The 22,261-nt window shown below is 72.0% G+C and carries 17 protein-coding genes and 1 pseudogene; 5 read left to right on the top strand and 13 right to left on the bottom strand.

Annotated features, from left to right (window positions below; genetic code table 11):
- Positions 1-86: 86 nt before the first annotated feature.
- Complete coding sequence (locus DVS28_RS21790; protein ID WP_164710891.1) at positions 87-806, top strand: ABC transporter ATP-binding protein; 720 nt, start codon at positions 87-89, stop codon at positions 804-806.
- 47 nt (positions 807-853) lie between these two features.
- On the opposite strand, the gene DVS28_RS21785 is transcribed toward DVS28_RS21790, so the two are convergent.
- The 9 genes and pseudogenes from DVS28_RS21785 to DVS28_RS21745 all read right to left on the bottom strand — a co-directional run bounded on the left by DVS28_RS21785 (position 854) and on the right by DVS28_RS21745 (position 10,711).
- Positions 854-2,572, bottom strand: a complete 1,719-nt coding sequence (locus DVS28_RS21785) for an extracellular catalytic domain type 1 short-chain-length polyhydroxyalkanoate depolymerase (RefSeq protein WP_245973569.1) — start codon at positions 2,570-2,572, stop codon at positions 854-856.
- 16 nt (positions 2,573-2,588) lie between these two features.
- Positions 2,589-2,951: pseudogene (locus tag DVS28_RS30290) on the bottom strand (alpha/beta hydrolase); the annotation flags it as partial.
- 415 nt (positions 2,952-3,366) lie between these two features.
- Positions 3,367-4,680: an alkaline phosphatase family protein gene (locus DVS28_RS21775; RefSeq protein WP_425461057.1), complete on the bottom strand. Its 1,314-nt coding sequence runs from the start codon at positions 4,678-4,680 to the stop codon at positions 3,367-3,369.
- Positions 4,681-4,912: 232 nt separating this feature from the next.
- Complete coding sequence (gene eboE / locus DVS28_RS21770) at positions 4,913-6,082, bottom strand: metabolite traffic protein EboE (protein WP_114593340.1); 1,170 nt, start codon at positions 6,080-6,082, stop codon at positions 4,913-4,915.
- Between the two features lie 3 nt (positions 6,083-6,085).
- The gene (locus DVS28_RS21765; protein ID WP_114593339.1) at positions 6,086-6,943 is read right to left on the bottom strand and encodes a TatD family hydrolase; all 858 of its coding nucleotides are present in this window, start codon (positions 6,941-6,943) and stop codon (positions 6,086-6,088) included.
- Between the two features lie 60 nt (positions 6,944-7,003).
- Positions 7,004-7,762 (bottom strand): EboA domain-containing protein, encoded by a 759-nt coding sequence (locus DVS28_RS21760; RefSeq protein WP_114593338.1) that lies wholly within the window; start codon positions 7,760-7,762, stop codon positions 7,004-7,006.
- The gene (locus tag DVS28_RS21755; RefSeq protein ID WP_114593337.1) at positions 7,759-8,634 is read right to left on the bottom strand and encodes a sugar phosphate isomerase/epimerase family protein; all 876 of its coding nucleotides are present in this window, start codon (positions 8,632-8,634) and stop codon (positions 7,759-7,761) included. The genes DVS28_RS21760 and DVS28_RS21755 overlap by 4 nt, the downstream gene beginning before the upstream one ends.
- On the bottom strand, positions 8,631-9,521 hold the full coding sequence (locus tag DVS28_RS21750) for an SCO3242 family prenyltransferase (RefSeq protein WP_216826213.1): 891 nt from the start codon (positions 9,519-9,521) through the stop codon (positions 8,631-8,633). The genes DVS28_RS21755 and DVS28_RS21750 overlap by 4 nt, the downstream gene beginning before the upstream one ends.
- Positions 9,518-10,711 (bottom strand): inositol-3-phosphate synthase, encoded by a 1,194-nt coding sequence (locus DVS28_RS21745; protein WP_114593336.1) that lies wholly within the window; start codon positions 10,709-10,711, stop codon positions 9,518-9,520. The genes DVS28_RS21750 and DVS28_RS21745 overlap by 4 nt, the downstream gene beginning before the upstream one ends.
- Before the next feature lie 212 nt (positions 10,712-10,923).
- Here DVS28_RS21745 and DVS28_RS21740 point away from each other — a divergent pair, with 212 nt between their 5' ends.
- Positions 10,924-12,132 carry a ThuA domain-containing protein gene (locus tag DVS28_RS21740; RefSeq protein ID WP_164710889.1) on the top strand — a complete coding sequence of 403 codons (1,209 nt, stop codon included), beginning with the start codon at positions 10,924-10,926 and terminating at the stop codon, positions 12,130-12,132.
- A gap of 12 nt (positions 12,133-12,144) precedes the next feature.
- On the opposite strand, the gene DVS28_RS21735 is transcribed toward DVS28_RS21740, so the two are convergent.
- Together DVS28_RS21735 and DVS28_RS21730 are read right to left on the bottom strand one after the other, a co-directional pair.
- On the bottom strand, positions 12,145-13,407 hold the full coding sequence (locus tag DVS28_RS21735; RefSeq protein WP_114593334.1) for an MFS transporter: 1,263 nt from the start codon (positions 13,405-13,407) through the stop codon (positions 12,145-12,147).
- Between the two features lies 1 nt (position 13,408).
- Positions 13,409-16,003, bottom strand: coding sequence for a bifunctional FO biosynthesis protein CofGH (locus tag DVS28_RS21730; RefSeq protein WP_114593333.1), 2,595 nt, complete (start codon positions 16,001-16,003; stop codon positions 13,409-13,411).
- 182 nt (positions 16,004-16,185) lie between these two features.
- Here DVS28_RS21730 and DVS28_RS21725 point away from each other — a divergent pair, with 182 nt between their 5' ends.
- Positions 16,186-18,555, top strand: a complete 2,370-nt coding sequence (locus DVS28_RS21725; protein WP_164710888.1) for a cell wall-binding repeat-containing protein — start codon at positions 16,186-16,188, stop codon at positions 18,553-18,555.
- A 54-nt stretch (positions 18,556-18,609) separates the two neighbouring features.
- Positions 18,610-19,551, top strand: a complete 942-nt coding sequence (gene cofD, locus DVS28_RS21720; RefSeq protein WP_114593331.1) for a 2-phospho-L-lactate transferase — start codon at positions 18,610-18,612, stop codon at positions 19,549-19,551.
- 49 nt (positions 19,552-19,600) lie between these two features.
- Here the strand turns inward: cofD and DVS28_RS21715 are convergent, their stop codons facing one another.
- Positions 19,601-20,536 (bottom strand): TIGR03560 family F420-dependent LLM class oxidoreductase, encoded by a 936-nt coding sequence (locus tag DVS28_RS21715; protein WP_114593330.1) that lies wholly within the window; start codon positions 20,534-20,536, stop codon positions 19,601-19,603.
- A gap of 32 nt (positions 20,537-20,568) precedes the next feature.
- On the opposite strand from DVS28_RS21715, the gene cofE reads away from it, so the two are divergent.
- Entirely contained in the window at positions 20,569-21,537 is a 969-nt protein-coding gene (gene cofE, locus DVS28_RS21710) for a coenzyme F420-0:L-glutamate ligase (RefSeq protein ID WP_114593329.1), read from the top strand.
- Between the two features lie 7 nt (positions 21,538-21,544).
- Here the strand turns inward: cofE and DVS28_RS21705 are convergent, their stop codons facing one another.
- The gene (locus DVS28_RS21705) at positions 21,545-22,258 is read right to left on the bottom strand and encodes an ABC transporter ATP-binding protein (protein WP_114594337.1); all 714 of its coding nucleotides are present in this window, start codon (positions 22,256-22,258) and stop codon (positions 21,545-21,547) included.
- Positions 22,259-22,261: the final 3 nt, after the last annotated feature.

Raw genomic sequence — 22,261 nt, 5'->3', positions numbered from 1 at the left:
ATGGGTCGGGAGGTGGATCGGGCCGTGGTGGCGGTACCGTCGGAGGCCGACGCCAGCCGATCGACTACAAGAGGAGCCAGGCCACCGTGACCGACGTCGAGACCCCGTCCCCGACCCCGACCGTGGGTGACGTCGTCGTCCGCGCCACCGGCCTGCGCAAGGCCTTCGGGGAGGGGGACGGCCGCATCGTCGCGCTGGACGGCGCCGACGTGGAGGTCCGCCTCGGCGAGCTGCTGGTCGTCCGCGGCCCGTCCGGCTGCGGAAAGTCGACGTTGCTGCAGTGCCTGTCGGGCATCCTGCCGCCCGACGAGGGGGCGGTCAGCTGGGTCGACGCCGACGGCGAGGTCGCCCTGGCCGACCTGGACGACGACGGCCGGACCGACCTGCGGGCCCAGCGGATGGGGTTCGTGTTCCAGACCCTCAACCTGCTGCCTGCCCTGACGGTCCGCGAGAACGTCGAGCTGCCGCTGGTGCTCGGCGCGCTGCCGGCGGTGGAGATCCGCCAGCGCGCCGGCGACGCGCTGGTGTCGGTCGGCATGGGGGACCGAGCGGACGCGTTCCCCGCACAGCTGAGCGGTGGACAGCAGCAGCGGGTGGCTCTGGCCCGCGCCCTGGTCAGCGAGCCCGATGTCATCTGGGCCGACGAGCCCACAGGCGCGCTGGACAGCGTCGCGCAGGCGGAGATGCTCGAGCTGCTGCGCGCCGCGGTGACCCCCACCCGCACCGTCGTCATCGTCAGCCATGCGGAGGTCGTCGCTGCGGCCGCCGACCGTGTGATCACGATGGTCGACGGCCGCGTCGCCTGACGATCGTCGGGTGGGCCGCCCCGGGGGCGGCCTCTGACCCGAATGGCTCAGCAGGCCTCGGTGGTCGGGCCGTCCAGGGTGTGCTGGGCGAAGAAGGCCCAGGTGGCCTCAGCCCCGCTCGGCGCACGATGGTCGGTCCATTCCGCCCATGTCGGGTCGTCCGACCCGCCCGGCCAGTAATGGCCCATCTGGGGAATCGTCCAGGCCTCTGCAACCACGCAGCCGTCAGCGTCGAGGTAGGTGTCGACGGTGTAGGTGTGGCCCTCGGGCACGATGCCCTCCCGGCGGGCCGCCGGTTCGAGGGCGAACGGGCCCTCGGTCGTGTCGCCGCCAGCGGTCAGGTTGTGGGTCATCAGCCACTGGCGGATCGAGAAGTCGGCGGCTGACGGTGGGATCGTCGCGTCCTGCAGGCCGTGGATCTGGACGAACGGGACGACGCGCGCGTGGTCGCCCATCGCTTCGTGGGCGGCGCGGGCGATGACCTCGTCCAACCCCTGGACGTCCTCGGCAACACACGCCGCCGCCGTGAACCCGCAGGAGCCGATGATGCCGGCTGCGGCGAACACGTCGGGGTACAGGCCCATCAGCAGGCTGGTCATCATCCCGCCCGAGGACATGCCCGACACGTAGACCCGGTCACGGTCCAGCGTCCTGATGGATGCGACGTCCTCCACCATCGCCACGATCGCGGCGGCGTCGCCCTGCCCTGTCGCCCTGCTCGTGAGGTCGTTGGAGTCCCACAGCCGGCCGGGATGTGTCCCCACCAGCGACGGGATGGTGGACTCGCCACCCTCGGGCTTCGTGTCGCCCTCGTTGACGAAGTCCGGGTAGAGGACCATGAACCCCTCGCGGTCGGCGACGGCGTGGTGCCCGTTGGCCAGGACCTGCTCCATCGCCACCGTGTTGGCACCGTGGATGACCAGCTGGACCGGCGTCGGGACCGAGCTGTCGTAGCCGGCGGGGGTGTAGAGGTAGTAGTGGTAGTCGCCGCGTGCGTTGTCGAGGGAACGATGTGCGAGGGTCCCGGCAGCTTCGAAGGAGACCGTCCGGGTGACGGCCGACGCGGCGGCGACCGCGGGTGGCAGCGACGTGGTGTTGGCCGCGCCGAGGTCGACGTCGAACGTCAGGCGGCCCTGATCGTCGGCAACCACGGGCCCGTCGTCGACGCCGGTGCCACGGACGGTCACCGACTTCCCCGGGGCGTGGGATGGCGGGGTGGTGACGGTGGTGAGTCCCGAGCCGGTGAGCGCCAGCCCAGCCGTCGTCACCGCGGAGAGCTCCAGCATCTCCGTCGCCCTGGTCTCGTCAGTTCGGATGGTCCAGCCGTAGATGTCCACCACCTCGTCGATGGACCGGTGGCCGAACTCCCCGGGAGCCCCGAGCTGGCCCAGCTCGGCGAGGTCGGCCACAGGGTCGGCCAGGTGGTCGCGCAGGAACTCGCCGTGGTTGACCTCGAGCCACAGCTGCCACCACGGCCAGGAGTGGCCCCCGGCGGTCGGCTCGTGGACGTACTCGCGCGTGCGGACCCGTTCGAGCTGGGCGACGTAGGCCCAGTTGTTGCAGCAGGCCTGCTCGAACCCGTACCCGCCCAGCAGGTCGGGGTCGGTGCACTCCTCGGCGGTCCCGCAGGTCTGCCCCCAGGTGAGGGCCAGCTCGACCTCGTTGAGGTTGGCGGCCATCTCGGTTGGGTCGTTGTGCACGGCGTGCACGTCGGTGCGGTCGGCCGCCGTGTTGACCGGCAGGGCCGCGGACATCGCGGTGACCACCGAGAAAGCGGTCGGGGTGGTGGGCAGCCATCCGCAGGGTGCCGGCGCCCCCGTTGGACAGCCCGGCCATCGCTCGGCCGCGTCGGTCGGGGATGGTGCGGAACCAGGTGTCGACGTAGGGGATGACGTGGTCGATGACGTAGGACTCGATCTGGAGGCTGCCGTCGCCCTCGTCACGCCACTCGGCCATGTACCCGCCGTCGGGCATGACCACGATCATGTCCTGTGTGGGGTCGCCGTCGCGGACACGGTCCATGATCGCCTGCATGTCGCCCTGGACGACCCAGTCGTCCTGCCAGCCGAACGCACCGTGCAGCAGGTACAGGACGGGATAGTGCAGGCCGGACGTCCGGTAGTCCGGGGGCAGGTAGATACACACCCCGGAGGTGAACGCCAGGGCATCCGACCCCGGCTGGCGCGGGCCGTCGATCAGCTTTCGGTGGATCTCCGACCCGCTGGCGGGCACGGCCTCGCCCCCGCAGGTGTCGTGTCCCGCCTCTGCGTTGTCCTCGTCGGTGGTCAGCTGGTCGGGGGCGTCCTCGGGCAGGCCGTCGGCGTCATCGGCACGGGCGGTGCCGGGGACGAGCGTCGCGGCCGCCAACACGAGGGCGACGAACACGGACACGAGTCCCGTCGAGGTTCGGGTGCGGGCACGGGGGATCGACACGGTCGGCTCCTGTCATCCGGTGGGGCGCTCTCGCCCCACGCTGATGACGGGCTTCGACGGTGCCCGACTGCGGTCCTGCGGACGATTCGTCTTTTTGTTGGATCGTCCTGCAAACAGGGTCCGGGGGTCAGGTCAACCCGCCGGCGCGGAGGATGAGGTCCTTCACGTCGGTCAGGGCCCACGCGTCCCGGGTGAGGGTCGGGTCGCTGCAGATCAGGACCGGGCCGTGATCGGGGTCATCGGGCAGGCGGCCGTGCGAACCCGACACCGGTGAGGGGTCCAGCGGGACGACCTGCATCTTGTAGCGCAGGCCGGCCTTCTTGCGGGCCAGCGCCACGCCCGCCTTGACCTTGGCGGCCCGGTCCTCGGGGTCGAAGAACAGCTCGGCCGGGTCGTAGCCGGGCTTGCGGTGGATCTCCACCATCTTCGCGAAGTCCGGCGCCCGCTCGTCGTCGGTCCAGTAGTAGTAGGTGAACCACGCGTCGGGCTGGGCGATGACGACCAGGTCGCCGGCGCGGTCGTGGTCCAGGCCCATCTCGCGCTTGCCGTCGGCATCCAGCACCCGGTCGACGCCGTCGAGCCCCTCCAGCAGCGTGCGGACGGCGTCGACGTCTGCGGCGTCGTCGAGGTAGACGTGGGCGATCTGGTGGTCGGCCACCGCGAAGGCACGCGACACCCACGGGTCGAGGTACTCCATGCCGTCCTGGGTGTAGACCTCCAGCAGCCCCTCCTCGCGCAGCGCACGGTTGATGTCGACAGGGCGGCTGGCCGGGGTGATGCCGTACTCGCTGACCACGAGGACCGTGGCGCCGCGCGCCATCGCCCCCTCCGCCAGGTCACCGGCCACCTCGTCGATCGCCAGCGCCGCCGCTGTTGCCTGGGGGCTGTCGGGCCCGAACCGCTGCAGGTCGTAGTCGAGGTGCGGCAGGTACACCAGCGTCAGGTCGGGCTGCTTGGTGTCGAAGACGTGCGCGGCGGCCCGGGCGATCCAGCGTGAGGAGGTGAGGGCGGCGGTCGGCCCCCAGTAGGTGAACAGCGGGAAGGTGCCGAACTTGTCGGTCAGCTCGTCGCGAAGGCCCGGCGGACGGGTGTAGCAGTCCGCTTCCTTCTTGCCGTCGGCGTAGTAGATCGGGCGAGGGGTCACCGTCCAGTCCGTGGGCGCGCCCATGGCGTACCACCAGCAGACGTTGGCGACGGTGTAGTCGGGGTCGACCGCGCGGGCGGCGTCCCACACCTTCTCGCCCTGGACCAGCTTGTTGTGCTGCCGCCAGAGGAACACCTCGCCGAGGTCGCGGAAGTACCAGCCGTTGCCGACGATGCCGTGGTCGGTCGGCGTCAGGCCGGTCAACATCGACGCCTGGGCGGTGCAGGTCACGGCCGGCAGGACGGCGTCCATGGGGGCGGTGAACCCGGTGGAGGCCAGGGCCCGCAGCCGCGGCATCTCCTCCAGGAGCGCCGGGGTCAACCCCACGACGTTGATGACGACGACGGGGCGGCGGGAGGTGGCGTGGTCGGTCACTGGCAGGGTCCTTGTCGGGTTGTTGCGACGGGCGGCCCGTTACCCGACACGCGTCGGGGTTGGGGTGGGTCGGTTGGCTCGGGCGTGTCGGGTTGTTGCGACGGGTGGCCGATTACCCGACACGCGTCGGGGCAGCGCGGTCAGGGCAGCGCGGTCAGGGCAGCTCGGTCAGGCCGAGGGAGGTCAGGTGGTCGGCGGCCCAGGACAGCTCGGCGGCGATGCCGGTGACGAGCCCGTCGACCGGGTCGGCAGCGTCGGCGGGTCGGCGGCCCTCGGGCAGCACCCCCCAGGTGTAGGTCTCCAGCTCCAGGTGGGCGGTCACCGCGGTCGGGCCGCCGACCAGCGCGGCCAGGGACGCCTCGAGCTCCGGACGGGTGGTGCCCTCGTCGCTGTGGTGCAGGGGCAGGTGCACGTGCACGCGCCACTCCTCCTCGCCGGGCAGCCCACCGGCCAGGGCCTCGGGCAGGTCGTCCACGCCGCGCACCGCCCCACCGGACCGCTCGCGGGTCTGGTGCAGGAACGGCGAGTCGGCGTGGGCGGCCAGCGCGGCACGCACCGCCGGGTCACCCGGATGCTCGGCACGGAGCCCGGCCGACACCTGCGCCTTGTGGATCGGCACCCCGGCGGCGCCCAACCCGGCGACGGCCGTGGGACCGTCCTCGAACTGCACCGCAAGGTGGCACAGGTCGACGCACGCACCCAGGTGTGGCCCGGCGACGTCGCCCAGCACCTCGGCCAGCTGGGTGGTGGTCTCCACCCGGCAGCCGGGTTCGGGTTCGACGGCCAGGGCGACGCGTCGTCCGGTGTCGTCGGCCAGCGCCGCCAGGTCCTCGGCGAGGCCGGCCATGTTGTCCACGGCCGCGCGGGTGCGGGCGGCGTCGAAGCCCTCGCGCCACCCCAGCGGCAGGGTCGAGATCGTCCCGACCTCCACGTCGTCGGGCAGCAGGCGGGTCAGCAGCCGGGCCAGCCGCAGGGTGTGCTCGCGGCGGGCCGGCTCGGTCCAGTCGGGCCGGTACACCTTCCGCTTGACGACCTCGTCGTGGAAGCCGGCGTAGGGGAACCCGTTGAGGGTGACGACCTCGCAGCCCGTCGTCGCGAGGCGCACCCGCAGGTCCTCCAGCATCGACGGGTCGGTGTCCAGCGCCAGCGCGGCATCGTCGGCCAGCCACAGGCCGATGCCCAGCCGATCGCGCCCCAGCCGCTCACGGATGGGGCGGGCGTAGGTGTCGAGCTGTGCGAGGACCCCGTCGACGTCCTCGGCCGGGTGCACGTTGGAGCAGTAGGCGAGGTGGACCGTCGTGCCGTCGGGATGGCGGAACCGCACGGGTCAGCTGCCGCCGCGCTTGATGGAGGATCCCTCGAACAACGCGTTGGGGTCGGCCGGGCCGCCGTCGAGCTCGAGGCGGCCGGACTGGCCGTAGACCGCAACCGGGTTGTCCCACACGACGGTGTCGACGTCAGCCTGGTCGAACCCGGCGGCCAGCATCGCGTCGGCGGTCTTCTTCACCTTCAGGGGGTCCGAACGACCCCAGTCGGCGGCGGAGTTGACCAGCATCCGTTCGGTGCCGTACTGCTGGAGGATGCTGACCATGCGGTGCTCGTCGACCTTGGTGTCGGGGTAGATCGAGAAGGCCATCCACACGCCCGTGTCGGCCAGGAGCTCGACGGTCAGCTCGTTGTTGTGGTCGATGATCGTCATCTCGGGCGGGAACCCCTGCTCGCGCAGCAGGTCCAGCGACCGCTTGGTGCCCTCGAGCTTGTCGCGGTGGGGCGTGTGGACCATCAGCGGCAGCTCGTGCTCCAGCGCCAGGGCGATCTGGGCGGCGAACACCTCGTCCTCGGCCGGCGTCATCGAGTCGTAGCCGACCTCGCCGACGGCGACCACGCGGTCCTTGGCCAGGTAGCGGGGCAGCACCTCCAGGACGTCCTTGGCAAGGCCCGTGTCGTTGGCCTCCTTGGGGTTCAGCGCGATGGTGCAGTGGTGGGCGATGCCGAACTGTGCGGCGCGGAACGGCTCCCAGCCCACGAGGGAGGCGAAGTAGTCCACGAAGCTGCCGACGTTGGTGCGCGGCTGCCCCAGCCAGAACGCCGGCTCGACAAGCGCGGTGACGCCCGCGTCGGCCATCGCCTCGTAGTCGTCGGTGGTCCGGGACGTCATGTGGATGTGGGGGTCGAAGATGCGCATCGGTCGCGTCCGTTCGTCAGCAGTGGGGTGGAGGAGTGGAGGGGTGGCTCGTGGCGTGGGTCAGCCCCGCAGGGCGAGGGCACGACGGGCGGCATCGGCGCGGCGGGCCTCGGCTTGGTCGAGCTCGGCCTCGATGGCGGCGAGCCGGTCGGTCGGAGGGTGGGCGTCGATGACGGGCCACACCTGGGCGGGGACGTCACGGCCGGCGGCGATCCGTTCGTGCACGAAGTCCGCCATCATGCGCGACAGCTCGGGGGTGACCCGGTCGTGCAGGCCGGGGATGCGGTCGATGTCGACGCCGACGAAGACGCACTTCAGGACGGCCTGGGCAAGGGCCTCGTCGTCCAGCACGGCCACCCCGGCGGTGCCGAGGGCCGCGGCCACCAAGCGGGTGTCGTTGGTCCGCATGGCGTCGTCGACCAGGTCACGGGCGACCGGGCGCATGGGGCCGTCCAGCCCGCCGGGTTCGGCGGCCAGCAGGTCGAGGGACCGCAGGGCACCGCGCTTCTCGCGGGTGTCGCCGTGGCGGTACAGCTCGGGCAGCTCGACGGGCCGGTCGGCGGCCGGCAGGGACGCGATCAGCAGCGCCCGTGCGCCGTCGTCGACGGTCGCCACGAACGGGTCGTCGGGGTCGGCCGCGGGGTCCAGCGGGCCACGCCCGACCTTGCGCGACACAGCGGGGAACCGGGCACGGATGGTGGCGGGCGACTCGGCGACGGCCACGCGGGCGTCACCGAGCCAGCCAGAGGCGTCGGCGTCGAGCACGGCCGACAGCCGCGAGTCGATGTCGTCGGTCCAGCGATGGTCGTCGGTGGTCACGCAGGAACCCTCCCGTTGGTCTGGTCAGGGGTCGATGTCACGGTCGGCGTCGCCGCACGCAGGAAGCGGATCGCCTCGGGCACCATCGTGTGGGCGGTGTGTCCGTGCCGGGTCAGCTCCACCGACACGAGGCCGTCGTAACCGATGTCCTGCAGCGCGGCCATGGCGGGCGGGAAGTCGATCTCGCCGTCACCGAACGGCAGGTGTTCGTGCACGCCACGCACCATGTCCTCGATCTGCACGTGCACCAGGTGGTCGGCGACCCGCTGGATGCAGTCGGCGATGGGGGCGTCCTCAAGGCACTGGCAGTGGCCGATGTCCAGCGTCATCGCCAGCGCCGGGTGGGACAGCTGGTCCAACAACCGCTCCCACGCTGCGATGGTGTCCACGACCATGCCGGGTTCGGGCTCCAGCCCGACGACGATGCCTGCCTCGGCGGCGGCGTCCAGGACGGACCCGAGCCCGTCGGTCAGCCGGCCCCAGGCGGCGTCGGCGTCGCCCGCCCGGTCGACCCCCGACCAGAGGTGCAGCACGGGCGAGCCCAGCCGCACGCAGATGTCGACGGCGCGGCGGTAGAAGTCCACCCGCCGGTCCCCGTCCTCAGGGGAGACCAGCGTGGGTTCGTGCTTGTTGCGCGGGTCCAGCACGAAGCGGCCGCCCGTCTCGACGACGACGGACAGGGCGTGGTCGTCCAGCAACCGACGCACCTCGTCCACGCGGCGGTTGAGGTGGGGACCGAACGGGTCGAGGTGCTGGTGGTCCAGCGTCAGGGCGATGCCGTCGTAGCCCTCGTCGGCCAGGAACGCGCACGCGTCGGCCAGCCGGTGGTCACCCAGCCCGTTGCTGCCGTAGGCGAAGGACAGGCCGGTCACGTCACCGCTCGCTTCCTGCGCAGGTGCCGGCCCACGGGCACGGCGCTGGCAGTGATGGCGGCGCGCAGCCACGACCCCGTCGAGGCGAGCAGCCCCGACTGCAGCGGGATGACCCCCATGACGCCGGTGCCGACGGACTGGCGGACCGCGCCCGCGTCGCCGTCGGCCGCGACGGCGGCCTTGTACCCGCCCCCGACGATGGCCAGGTAGCTCGCGGCTGCGCCGGCGGTCGCCAGGCGGCGCAGGCCAGCGGCGCCCCGCCCCTCCTCCTCGTGGGCAGGCAGTCCCAGGGCGAGCAGGCCCAACGCCGTCGCGGCGGTCCGTCGCAGCGCGGTCAGGGGCACGTCGACGGATGCGCCGTGCACCTCGTGCTGGCTGACCGTCGTCACCGTCAGCGTGTGGGTGCCGACCAACGCCGCGGCGGGCAGGGCCCTCGTGACGTCACCGCCGGCCGCGCCGAGCAGCACGTCCAGCGCGCGGCACAACGCCATGATGGCCGGGCCCGCAGGGGTGTCCTTGGCCACGACGTCGTAGGTCCAGACCGAGGCGGCCAGCGGCACGGCGATGCGCAGCCCCGCCCGGCCACCGATCGCGCCGGCCACGCCCACGCCCCCGGCGACCATGCCGGCCCCGACGGCGAGGGCCGCGGTCGGGCTGATGCGGCCGGAGGGGATCGGGCGTTCGGGTCGCTCCTCGGCGTCCAGCTCGCGGTCGGCCCAGTCGTTGAGGGCCATGCCGCCCAGGTAGATCAGCGCCGATGCGGCCGGCATCGCCCAGCCCCGCCGGTTGCCCGTCGATGCGGCGCCGGTCCAGGCGTCCCCGGGCACCGACAGGACAGCAGGCAGCCGGACGAGCTCGGCGAGGGTGTCGGCGGTCGGCAGGCTCACGGGGCGGTCGTGCCCGTGGTCGCGGCGGTCGTCCGGGTCCAGGCGATCAGGTCGGTGAACTGCTCGGCCAGGCGGTGCTGGCTGCTGCCGACGGGGTCCTTGAAGAAGTACGCGAGGGCCGGCAGCGGGCCGGCCTCACCGGCGGCCATGGCCAGCGCCACCAGCCGGGCCAGGTCCAGGACGAGCGGGGCGGCCAGCGCCGAGTCGCAGCCCTGCCAGGTGAACTGCAGCTGCATGCGGGTGCCGAGGAACCCCTCGAAGGTGATCAGGTCCCACGCGGTCTTCCAGTCGCCGAGGTCGGCGACGTGGTCGATGCGCACGGGCCCGTCGGGCTGGTAGCCGAGGATGGCCTGCAGCGGCGCGGCCTTGGACTCCAGCTTCGAGCGGGCGTGGACGGGATCGGCCAGCGTCTGCCCGTCACCGCCACCGAGCAGGTTCATGCCCGACCACGACCGGACCTTCAGCGCCCGGTCGGCGAACATGGGTGCCAGCGCGGTCTTGAGCAGGGTCTCGCCGGTCTTGCCGTCACGGCCGGCCAGAGGCAGTCCGTGGCGTTCGGCGAGCTGCTGGATCGCCGGGATCACGGTGGCGCTGGAGGGGGTGAAGTCGACGAACGCGGCCCCGGAGGTGAGGGCGGCCACCGCCATCAGAGGGGCGGGCGAGAGGACGGGCTGGTCGGCGTCGAGCGCGGCGAGGAGGACGTCGACGTCGCTGTGGCTGTCGTGGGGTTCGATCGGCGGTTCGGTGGAGGCGACGTTGACGACCACCACATGGTCCAGGTCGTGGTCGCTGCGGAACGCGGCCAGGTCGGCCTGCAGCCGGGCGAGCGCCTCCGCCGGGTGCGCGGCCACGTCCTGTGCGCTGACCCCGCCGGTCAACCGAGCGTCCACCGTCGCGAGGTCGTCGGCCACGCGCTTGGCGATGCCCCGCGGCACGACCCCGGCGGTCTCGAGCTGTTCGGCGCGCTTGACCAGCGGGACCTGGCCGATGTCGCAGCCGCCGATGACCAGGTCGGACAACCCCGGCAGGCCGACACCGTCGAAAGCCGACAGCTGGGTGACCATGCCCTCGGGTCCGGCGAGGTTGGCCACCATCGCCGCCCAGCCGACGGTCATCGTCGTGGCGACGGACCCCCTGGCGCCCAGCAGCCAGAGACCCCAGCGCGGGTTGTTGACGGGAGATGCGTCCATGACATCGGACCTTTCGGCTGCGGCGGCTCGTCACACAGTAGTTCGTCCTCAGCGAGGCGAAACCCTCTTGTGGCCCTTGAATGTATGACCTCGCAACAAAAATGTGGAGGGTCAGCAGGAACTCGCGTCCCCAGCGGCGAAAACAAGGGCAGAGGCGGTCCCTCACGAAGATTCGCCGAACCGCCGCACGAGCCGATCATGCCGGAGCCGACATGCCGACCATCCCCGGAACCATCCTCCCCGCCGCCAGGCTGCGCGTCCTCGCCGGATTCCTCGCGGTCCTGCTGGCCAGCGTCGTTGCCCTGCCGGCGACGGCCGACGAGACCGTCCCGCCGGAGGGGGAACCGGAGATCCCGCACATCCTGATGTACTCCGGCACCGAGGGGTTCCGCCACGGGTCCATCGAGCACTCCGTCGCCGTCATCACGGGGCTGGCCGCAGAGACCGGGGCCTTCACCGTGACGGCGACGGAGGACGTGGCCGACTTCACCGCCGAGACGCTGGCGGAGACCGACATCGTGCTGTTCGCCAACACGACCGGCGAGACGCCGTTCACCGACGCGCAGAAGACGATGTTCGAGCAGTGGGTTCGCGACGGCGGCGGGTTCATGGGGATCCACGCGGCCGCCGACACCAACTACGAGTGGGACTTCTACCAGACCATGGTCGGGGCGGCGTTCGACAGCCACCCCCACACGGGCAACACCTTCGTCGTCGCGCCGGTCGACGAGCTGGACGAGGCGACGGTGCAGGTCGAGAACGCCAGCCACCCGATCAACGCCGATGTCGAGGGCGACTCCTTCCCGCTCCGCGAGGAGTACTACAAGTGGCAGGTCAACCCGCGTGGCACCCAGGACGTGCGGGTGCTCCTGAGCCTCGACGAGACCGACACCTACGGGCTCGGCAACCCGCCCTCCCTCGGCCCGGTCATCAGCAGCTACGACGACGACCAGCCCGTCGAGTGGGTCAAGACCGCCGACGGCCACGGCACCGGACGTGTCTGGTACACCAACCTCGGCCACTACGACGACACCTACGACCGTGCCGACTGGCAGGCCCGCTTCGTCAACGCCGTGGCCTGGGTGCACGATGGCGTGCACTACCCGCCGTCGTCCACCGACGAGCCGACCACCCCGCTGGTCGAGACCGTCGTCACGGCGCCAGCGGGCTCGCTGGTCTTCGTGCCGAACATCAACGTGGTCCCCGAGGGCCAGGGGCTGATGCTGGTCAACGGCGACACGCTCGACCACAACATCCAGTCGCGGGAGACCGACGCCAACCGTCGGCCCCTGTTCCGCTCGGAGTTCGCGTCCTCCGGCGGCATGGCGTCCGTCATCGGCGTCGCTGACCTCGAGCCCGGGGACTACGAGTACTACTGCACCATCCACGGTGGCATGTCCGGCACGGTCACCGTCGTCTGACCCGACCCGGGGTCAGCGGTCGGCGGCTCGCAGCATCCGTGGCAGGGTCGCCAGCATCAGCAGCGCCCCGAGCGGGGTGATCGCCAGCGCCACGACCAGGTCGAGGCGTTCGGCGACGAACCCGACCAGGACGGGCGAGGACAGGAATCCCAGCCGGCTGGCGGCCGACACGAGGCTGCCGCCGGTTCCCGCCGGGCGACCCAGCCGCTGTGCGGCCGCGTCACCGGCGGTGAACATCAACGGGAACACCGGCGAGGCGCCCAGGCCACCGAGCAGCAGGCCGACCAGCAGGGGCCAGGGTGAACCGGTCGACGCGGTCGTGACCAAGCCGGCGCTGACGCCGACCAGCGAGGCCAGCCCCGCACCGATGGCAACCCGGCGGCCGCCGAACCGGTCGACCAGCCGGTCCATGACGGTCCGGCCGAGGAACACCCCACCGACGAACACCAGCGGACCGGCACCGGCCAGGCCAGCCGACGCGCCGAGCTCACGGGACAGCAGCAGGGCGCTCCAGTCCTGCGGTGGTACCTCCACCCACGCGGCGGCCACACCCATCACGCCGACCGCGCCCACGGTCAGCAGGGGACCCGGGCGCACCCACAGCCCCTCGCGCAGGCTGCCCCGTTCCGTGGGGGTCGGCTCGCCGGGGTCGGCGTGGGCAGCCGCGCCCTGCGTTCGTTCCCGCAGTCCCCGGCCGACGACGAGCTGCAGCAGCCCCATGACGGCGGCGACCACACCCACGTGCAGGCCGACGGGCACGTCCGCTGCCGCGAGCAGGGTGCCGACGCCAACCGCCGCGGTCGTGGTCCCCGACCATGTCGCGTGCATCCGACCCATCACCGACCGACCGCGACGCTGCTGCTCGCCCAGGGCCAGCTCGTTCATGGCCGGGTCGAGCACCCCGTCGGCCAGCCCCATGACCAGCATCGCCAGCCCGAACACCACGAGGGTGGGGGCAACGCCGGTGGCGACGCCGCCGAGCAGCATGACCGGCACGGCCCAGCGGATGGTCGGCACGAACCCGCCCAGGCGTCGGACGACCGTCGGCATCAGCGTGCTGCCGATCAACCCGCCGAGCCCGCCACCGAGCAGCGCCAGCCCGAACGCGGCCTCGCCCGCGTCCAGCCGATCGGCGAGCTGGGGGAACCGGGGCAACAACGACCCGTAGACCCCGGCGTTGGCGGCGAACGTGGCGGCGACCGCCAGGAGGGCCCGGCGGTCGGTCGTGGCGTCGGTGGGGTTCGGCTCGACGCCGGACGCCCCCGACCCGTCCACGTCAGGCAGCGTCGGGCGAGATCCGGTATCGGATCCCGGCCGGCTCCTTCCGGCGGTAGTCGGTGGACCGTTCGGCGACCGGACGACCGGCAGCTGCGGCTATGGCACGCAGGTCCTCCGGGTCCTTGCGGACACCGTGGTCGGATCCGGCCATGCGCGAGATGGTCTCCTCCATCAGCGTGCCGCCGAGGTCGTTGACGCCGGCGTCAAGCAGCTCGGTGGTCCGCTCGACGCCGAGCTTCACCCAGCTCAGCTGGATGTTGTCGATCTCGCCCTGCAGGACCAGGCGGGCGATCGCGTGGACCTTGAGGGTGTCCTCCCACGACGGGCCCGGACGGGCGACGCCGGCCAGGTAGATCGGCGACTGGGCGTGCACGAACGGCAACGGCACGAACTCGGTGAAGCGTGCGGGGTTGCCGGCCTCGCGGCTGTCGACCTGCAGCTGGCGGAGCAGGTGCAGGTGTCCGGCCCAGTGGTGGGGCTGGTCGACATGGCCGAACATCATCGTCGACGTCGACGGGATCCCCAGCGCGTGGGCGTTGCGCATGACGTCGACCCACGCGGCGGTCGGCAGCTTGCCCTTGGTCAGCACCCAGCGGACGTCGTCGTCGAGGATCTCCGCGGCAGTGCCCGGAATGGTGTCCAGGCCCGCGGCCTTCGCCCGGCCCAGGAACTCCTTGACGCTGATGCCGGCCCGGGTGGCGCCGGTCACGACTTCCATGGGGGAGAACGCGTGGATGTGCATGTCCGGCACGCGGGCCTTCACGGCCCGCAGCAGGTGCTCGTAGTGGTCGGTCGGCAGGTCGGGGTGGATGCCGCCCTGCATGCACACCTCCGTGGCACCGAACGCCCAGGCCTCCTCCGCCCGGTCAGCGACCTCGTCGAGGGACAGGGTGTAGGCGTCGGGGTCGTCGCGTCGCTGGGCGAAGGCGCAGAACCGGCAGCCGACGTAGCAGACGTTGGTGAAGTTGATGTTGCGGTTGACGACGTAGGTGACGGTGTCGCCGACGCGGGCACGGCGTACCTCGTCGGCGGCCTCGGTGACCGCCGTCAGGTCCGGGCCCTCGGCGCCGAACAGGACCAGCGCCTCCTCCTCGGTGGGCGGGGTGCCGTCCACCGCACGACGCAGGATGCCGGCCACGTCACCGGTCAGCCGCTCGCGGACGGGCCGGCGGGCCAGCGACTCGGCGGCGATCAGGCCGGTGTCGCCGTAGACGTCGTCGGCGTCGGTGCGCAGCTCGCCCTCGCCGCGGCTCCAGCCGGTGACGCCGTCGCCGGCCGCTGCGGACGTCCAGCGGTCGTCGCCGCCCTGCGCCTCGAGCATGTCGGGGGCCTGCCACGGCTGCGGCTGCGGGGCGGTGTCGGGACGGGCCAGCCCCTCGTCGGTGGCCAGCGCCTGGATCGGGCGACGCATCTGCCCGGCCAGCCACGGGTCGGGCCGGCGGACCCACTCGGGATAGGCGCACAGGCGCTCGGTCAGCTCCTTGCCCGCCGCGGCGGTGCGGGCCGTCAGCTCGTCCAGGTGGGGCCAGGGTGCCTCGGGGTTGACGTGGTCGGGGGTGACCGGCGACACCCCTCCCCAGTCGTCGATGCCGGCGCCGACGATGACCTCGACGTCCTCGGGGGACAGGTTCGGCGGGGCCTGCAGGTGGACGCGGGTGGGCAGGACCAACCGGGCGGTGGCGACGGTGGCCAGCAGGTCGTCGCGGTCCGGTTCGGGGTGGTCGCGCATCGCGGTATCGGGCTTGGCCCGGAAGTTCTGCACGATCACCTCCTGGAGGTGACCGTACCGACGGGCCGATGACGCCATCGCGAGGAGGGTGTCGGCCCGTTCCTCGGGGGTCTCGCCGATGCCGATCAGGATGCCGGAGGTGAACGGCACCGACTGCTTGCCCGCGTCCTCCAGCACCTGCAGGCGCACCGCCGGCACCTTGTCCGGGCAGTTGTGGTGCGGCATGCCCTTCTCGTGCAGCCGGTCGGAGGTCGACTCCATCATGATCCCCATGGAGCCCGACACCGGCTTGAGGGTCGCGAGGTCAGTCCACGACATCACGCCCGGGTTGAGGTGGGGGATGAGCCCCGTCTCCTCGATCACGTGGATCGCCGCCGCACGCAGGTAGGCGAGGGTCGAGTCGTACCCACGTTCGTCAAGCCACTGGCGGGCGGCGGGATAGCGCTCCTCCGGCTGGTCGCCGAGGGTGAACAGCGCCTCCTTGCAGCCGGCAGCGGCGCCCTGTCGTGCCACCTCCACGACCTGGTCGAGGGACATGAACGCGGGGATGTCGCCCTTTGGCGGCCATGCGAACGTGCAGTAGCCACAGGTGTCGCGGCACAGGTGGGTGAGGGGGATGAACACCTTGCGGCTGTAGGTGATGCGGTCGCCGAAGGCCTGGTCGCGAACACGGGCGGCCAGCGCCATCAGCCGCTGGAGGTCCTCGCCACGGGCGCGGATCAGCACGGCGGCCTCGTCGGCGTTCAGCTGCTTGCCCGCGTCGGCGCGGGCAAGGGCGCGGCGCATCGCGTGGGCGTTCACGGGGTCGGGCGTGACAGGCGTTGCGTCGGCGGTGGACAGGTGACCAGAGTCGGTCTGTGTCATGGGCGACAAGGCTATAGCCGGCGGGTCCCGACGCCACGAGCGCCGGGAACGAAACGATGACGGGAGCTCCGGAAGACGGAGAGCATGACCTAGGGTGACCTCGATCGACGAGCGGGGAACTCGTCGTCGCCGCCCAGACATGCAGCCCTGAGGGGGTTGCGCCCACGCGCCAGGAGGAACCTGTGTACTTGCTCACCCGTCGACTTCGCCCCGGGGCCGTTGCCCTGGCCGTGACCATCGTCGTTGCCTTGCTGGGCCCGCTGCCCGCCTTCGCCGGCCCACTCCCGGGTGGCAGCGCAGCCGGGTCGTCACAGGGGGACTTCTCCAGCCCCGGTGCCGGCCCGACGGTGGCTGGGCTCGAGTGGGCGGTGCAGCACCCACAGCTCGGACGCGACGGCAGCCACGCAACACAGGTCATCCGTGACAGCGAGGGCCATGTGGTGCTGAACGCCCACGAGTCCCAGCCCGACGGCACCACCGTCGACGTGCTGGTCGCCATCGATGCCGATGACGGCTCGGTCGCATGGCAGCTGGACAACATGGACTCCGGATGCCTGCCCGTGGCCAGCGACGACGGGTTCGTCTACGCCTTCACCACCGGAGGTGCCGGCCACACCGTCGCCGACCTGCCGGGGATCCTCGAGATCGATGCTGCCGACGGCTCGGTCGTGCGAGCGTGGGAGGGGCCGGTCACCAACACGCCCGGTGACGTGCCGGACGACGGCAACCCGGCGTGCCTCGGTGGGGACCTCGACAGCGGCCACCTCGTCCTGGCCGGCGACATGCTGATGTTCAACCAGCGCCGCAACTTCGACCGCTGGCTGGTCGGCATCGACCTGTCCGGCGCCGACATGACGATGGCCTGGGAGACCTACTTCGATGGCTGGGAGGGGTCCTTCTTCCCCCGGTTGGTCGTCGCGCCCGACGAGGCGTCGTTCTACTTCCCGTTCCGGCTCGGGTTCGACACCGACACGCCCAACCTCCTCGGGGTGTTCGACGTCGCCACGGGGGCAACCCTGTCCACCATCGAGGTCGGCGACGTCGCGCAGGTGGTCGCGCTCGACGGCGGGATCGTGGTCCACGACGACGCCTTCCCCGAGACCGTCACGCGCTACGACCGGTCCGGGGACGACCTGGTCGAGGACTGGTCGGTTGTCTACGAGCGGGACGACACCGCCGACCAGGCGGGCCTCGGCTACTGGGTCGACCGGCTGGCACTCGCCGACGACGTGATCGTCACCGTCGAGCCCAGCGGCGACAGCGTCTTCGCCATCTCCCTCGAGACCGGCCAGCCGGTCTGGACCCACGACCCGACCCCGAGCTTCCTCAACACCGGCGAGCCCAAGGTCGACGCCAAGGGCACTGTGTGGTACTCCGCGTTCGGCTTCGGCCTCTCCGCCGTGGACAGCCGCACGGGCGACCTCGTGACCACGACGGGTGATGACCCCGACGCCTTCTTCGGTGACTTCCGGGGCGAACGGATCGCCCCGATCACCGACGACGGCAGGGTGATCATGGTCAACACGGCCTTCTCCGTTCCCGCAAGCGGGGTCGGACTGCAGCTGGCCGCCGTCAGCCAGGGCACCGCGCGCCTGGACGCCGAGACCCCCGACGACGTCGCCATCCAGATCTGCCAGCTGCTGTTCCCCACCGACGACACCGCCGGCGGGATCGTCCTGGCCCGCAACGACGTGTTCGCCGACGCCCTCGCCGGGGCACCGCTGGCCGGGGACGACGCCTGCATCCTCTACACCGACGGTGGCCCGGACATCCCGCTGGACACCGACACCCGTGCGGAGATCGACCGGGCCCTGCCCGACGGCGGACGGGTCAACATCCTCGGCTCCGAGAACGCGGTGTCCGCAGCGGTCGAACAGGAGCTGCGCGACGCCGGCTACGAGGTCGTCCGCTTCGGCGGCGCCAGCCGTGTCGAGACCGCGGTCGAGATCGCCGTGGAAGTCCTGCGGCAGCACCCCGGGACCACCGAGGCGTTGCTGGCGACCGGCAACAACTTCCCCGACTCGGTGCTCGGTGGCGCCTTCGGTGGCGCGGTCGGACAGCCCATCCTGCTGACCGTGGGTGATGACCTGCACCCCGCGACCGCGCAGCTGCTGGCTGACGAGAACATCACCTCCACCGTCGCGCTCGGCGGCTCGGCCGTGGTGCCCGACGCGGCCGTCAACCAGGCCCCCGGCGGTCGTCGACTGGCCGGTGCCAACCGGTTCGAGACCGGGGCGCTGATCGCCAGCGACCTGTGGCCGGAGGTCATCGGGACCCCCGACCCGGCCACGCGCGAGTTCATCGTCGTCGACCTGTCCAACAGCCGTGACGGCGACGCCTGGACCTACGCGCTGGCGTCGGCACCGCTGGCCGTGCGTCGGGGCGCTCCGCAGCTGGGTGTGGAGCCCACGCGACTGCCGCAGGAGACCCAGGACTTCCTGGACGCCATCGGCTTCACCACCCCGCCCGGCCTGACGGTCGTCGGTGGCGTGGCCGTGGTCAGCGAGGCCGTCGTGACCCAGATCGAGGAGGGCACCGGCTCGGGCGGCTAGGGCCACCTGTCGCCTGTGCGTCGTGGCCCGGCCGCCAATAGGCTGCCGGGCCACATGAACGTCGTCTCCCTCGCTGGCGGCATCGGTGCCGCACGCTTCCTCCGCGGCCTGGTCCGTGCCGTCGACCCCGCGTCGCTGACCGTCGTCGCCAACACCGGTGACGACCTGGCGATCCACGGCCTCCACGTCTCCCCGGACCTGGACACCATCACCTACACCCTCGGTGGCGGGGTCCACCCCGAGCAGGGCTGGGGCAGGGCCGAGGAGACGTTCACCGTCGCCGCGGAGCTGAAGGGTCGCTACGGGCAGCCGGACTGGTTCACCCTCGGCGACCGCGACATCGCCACCCACCTCGTCCGGGCCCGCGTCATCGGCGAGGGGGGCACGCTGACCGACGCCACCCGCACGATCGCTTCGGCGTGGGACCTGCCGTTCGCGCTGCTGCCGATGACCGATGCGACGGTGGCCACCCGGGTGCGGACCAGCGACGGACGCGAGCTGCACTTCCAGGAGTGGTGGGTCGGTGAACGAGCGGCATCACCGATCGACCGGGTCTGGCTGGAGGGCGGGGAGGACGCACGGGCGACCGACGCCGTGGTCGCCGCCATCGAGGGCGCCGACCTGGTGGTCCTGTGCCCCTCCAACCCCGTCGTGTCGATCGGCACGATCCTGGACATCGCCCCCGTCCGCGAGCTGTTGCGCGACAAGCCCGTCGTCGGGGTCAGCCCGATCGTCGGCGGGCGGGTCGTGCGAGGCATGGCCGACAAGCTGCTGCCAGCGGTCGGGGCCGAGGTCAGCGCCGCCGGCGTCGCCGGACTCTACGCCGACTTCCTCGACGGCTGGGTCATCGACACCGCCGACGCCGCCAGCGCCGACGCCATCCGCGCGACCGGGGTCGACGTCGCCGTCACCGACACGATGATGGTCGACGTCGACGTCTCCACCCGCTTGGCCGAGACCGCCGTGGGGATGCTCGGCACCCTCCAGGCGGCCTGACGAGCCGGCCGGGCACCGACCCGGCCGGTCCGTGCACCTCGAACGTGGGCTAGTTGAGCTGGCCCATCAGGGCGACCATGTCGGTCTCGTCGTGGAGCTGGTGCTGCAGGAAGAAGCGGCTGATCCCCGCCTCGCGGTACTCCTCCAGCCGGGCCTGCGCCTGCTCGACGGTGCCGACGACCCATTCGTGTCGCAGCCCGGCCAGCCACTCCTCGGCGCTGCCGTCGGCGTTGGACCATGCCATGATCCGCTCGGCCCTCGCGTGCACGTCGGCCTCGGTCTCGCCCAGGATGCAGCCGGTCATGATCGACATCGGCAGCGGGTCACGGCCGGCCTCCTCGCACGCCGCGTCCAGGCGGGCCTTGCGTTCGCGCACCGCGTCGGTGCTGGGGAAGGTCGTGTTGTACTCGTCGGCCCACCGGGCGGCGAGCTCTGCCCCGCGCGGCTGGGCCTGCCCACCCATGATGATCGGGACGTGGCCGAGCGGCTTGGGGCGGGCCTCGCAGCCGGCCAGCGTGTAGTGCTCGCCGTCGAAGTCGACGGACTCCTCGGTCCACTGCCGACGGATGATCTCGATCTGCTCGGCCATCACGTCGTAGCGCGTGCCGAGGTCAGCGAAGTCGAAGCCGTACATCGTGTGCTCCAGCTCGTTCCAGCCGGCGCCGAAGCCGAGCTCGACCCGTCCACCCGACACGTGGTCGGCAACGACGACCTGCTTGGCCAGCACCGACGGGTGGCGGAACGAGGCGGGCGAGACCATCGTGCCCAGCTGGATGGTGTCGGTCAGGGCGGCCAGGGCAGCCAGCGTCGACCACGCGTCGAGGGCGCTGCGTTCGGTGCGGCCCTGCACGCTGGCGTAGTGGTCGCTGCGGAACAGGCCCTGCAGGCCGGCGGATTCCGCCGCCTCGGCGAGCGCGACCCACTGCGCCCACGTCACGGACTCCTGGCCTTCGACCATGAGGTTGATTGCGTCGTTGTTTGCCATGGCCCCACTCTGCCCGCTTAGCCTGACCCGCAATGAACATCACGCTCCTCCCCGTCAGGGGTATCGGGGAGGTTCGCCCCGGCGACGACCTGCCCGGCCTGATCAGCGCGGCGATCGGCCTGCGTGACGGCGACGTCGTGGTGGTGTCCTCCAAGGTCGTCAGCAAGGCGATGGGCCTGACTGCCAGCCCGCTGCCCGGCGAGCAGGTCGAGGACGCCCGACGGCGCATCGCGATGTCCGCCGAGGTGGCCGACGACGTCGTCGTCGACACGCCCCACGTGGTGGTGGTCCGGACGAGGCAGGGCTACGTGTGCGCCAACGCCGGGATCGATGCCTCCAACGTGCCCGGCGGCGAGCTGCTGCTCCTGCCGGACGACGTCGACGCTGCGGCCGAGGCGCTCCGTGACGGCCTGCGCCGGCTGGCCGCGGTGGACGTTGCCGTGATCGTGTCCGACACCTTCGGTCGGGCCTGGCGCGAGGGGCAGACCGACGTGGCGCTGGGGGTGGCCGGCATGGACGCGCTCCGCGACGAGCGCGGCACCGTCGACCGGGAGGGCCAGACGCTGCGGGTGACGTTGATCGCCCAGGCCGACCAGGTCGCGGGCGCGGCCGACATGGTCCGCGACAAGTCCGCCGGGGTGCCCGTCGTGGTCGTCCGCGGCCTGGACGTCGTGGACACCTCGGCAACCGGTGGTGGCAAGGCGCTGGTCCGCCCGCCCGAGACCGACCTGTTCCCGCACGGTCGGGGATGGCTGGCCCGGCGGCTGGCCACGGGGGAGGGGGCGCCGGTGCGGGCCGGGCTGCCCGAGGACTGGGAGTGGCAGCGGGTTGCCGGGGCGGCCGGTGGCGGGTCGTTCGTGGCCGACCGGATCGACGTCGCCGACGGGCTGGCGGCGGGCCGTGCCGAGGCCGCGCTGCTGGACCTCGGCTACGACGCGGTGGTGCACCCGGGGGAGGGCTGGACGGTGGTCGTGCGGCCGGTCGGGGGACCGGCGCGCTGACGGGGGGTCAGCCGCTGTTGTCGGCCTTGGCCACGCCCTCGACGGAACCCTCCTCGAGGGCACCGTCGACGATGCGGACCGAACGGTCGCCGTAGTCCAAAACCCGTTCGTCGTGGGTCACCACGATCGCGGCCACACCGCGGTCCTTCACCTCGCGACGCAGCAGCTCCATCACCTGCTGGCCGAGCTCGCTGTCCAGGGCGGAGGTGGGTTCGTCGACCAGCACCAGCGCCGGGTCGTTCATCAGGGCCCGCCCGATGGCGACGCGTTGCTTCTGGCCGCCGGACAGCTGCGAGGGCAGGTTGTCGGCCCGTCCGCCGAGCCCCAGCTCCTCCAGCAGCTGGTCGGCACGTTCCTTGGCGGCCTTGTCGATGCGGCTGCCACCGAAGTCCCGGACGACCAGCAGGTTCTCGCGGGCCGTCAGGAACGGCACCAGGTTGACGGACTGGAAGACGAAGCCGATCCGGTCGCGCCGGAAGGCGGCGAGCTGCCTGCCGTTGAGGGTGCCGATCTCCTCGTCACCGACCACGACGCGGCCGCTGGTGGGTTGCAGCAGCGCACCGGCGACGGTCAGGAGGGTCGTCTTGCCGGACCCGGACGGGCCGACGAGGATGACCATCTCGTCGTTGGCGACCTGCATGGAGACGTCGTCGAGGGCGACGACCTGCTGCTCGCCCTCCCCGTAGGTCTTGCGGATGGTGTCGAGCTCGAGTGCGTTCATGGA

It is taken from the genome of Euzebya pacifica (genome assembly GCF_003344865.1).
In the GTDB taxonomy this organism is placed as follows: Bacteria; Actinomycetota; Nitriliruptoria; order Euzebyales; family Euzebyaceae; genus Euzebya; species Euzebya pacifica.
This window is presented reverse-complemented; position numbering and strand designations above follow the sequence as displayed.

Excerpts from the sequence above, each read along its gene's own strand:
- DVS28_RS21775 (WP_425461057.1), bottom strand. The coding sequence starts at position 4,680 with ATGCCGCGGCTGCGGGCCCTGGCCTCCACCGGGTTCACCGCCCCCATG.
- DVS28_RS21765 (WP_114593339.1), bottom strand. The coding sequence starts at position 6,943 with ATGCGCATCTTCGACCCCCACATCCACATGACGTCCCGGACCACCGAC.
- DVS28_RS21745 (WP_114593336.1), bottom strand. The coding sequence starts at position 10,711 with ATGGACGCATCTCCCGTCAACAACCCGCGCTGGGGTCTCTGGCTGCTG.
- DVS28_RS21740 (WP_164710889.1), top strand. The coding sequence starts at position 10,924 with ATGCCGACCATCCCCGGAACCATCCTCCCCGCCGCCAGGCTGCGCGTC.
- DVS28_RS21730 (WP_114593333.1), bottom strand. The coding sequence starts at position 16,003 with ATGACACAGACCGACTCTGGTCACCTGTCCACCGCCGACGCAACGCCT.
- cofD (WP_114593331.1), top strand. The coding sequence starts at position 18,610 with ATGAACGTCGTCTCCCTCGCTGGCGGCATCGGTGCCGCACGCTTCCTC.
- DVS28_RS21715 (WP_114593330.1), bottom strand. The coding sequence starts at position 20,536 with ATGGCAAACAACGACGCAATCAACCTCATGGTCGAAGGCCAGGAGTCC.
- cofE (WP_114593329.1), top strand. The coding sequence starts at position 20,569 with ATGAACATCACGCTCCTCCCCGTCAGGGGTATCGGGGAGGTTCGCCCC.
- DVS28_RS21705 (WP_114594337.1), bottom strand. The coding sequence starts at position 22,258 with ATGAACGCACTCGAGCTCGACACCATCCGCAAGACCTACGGGGAGGGC.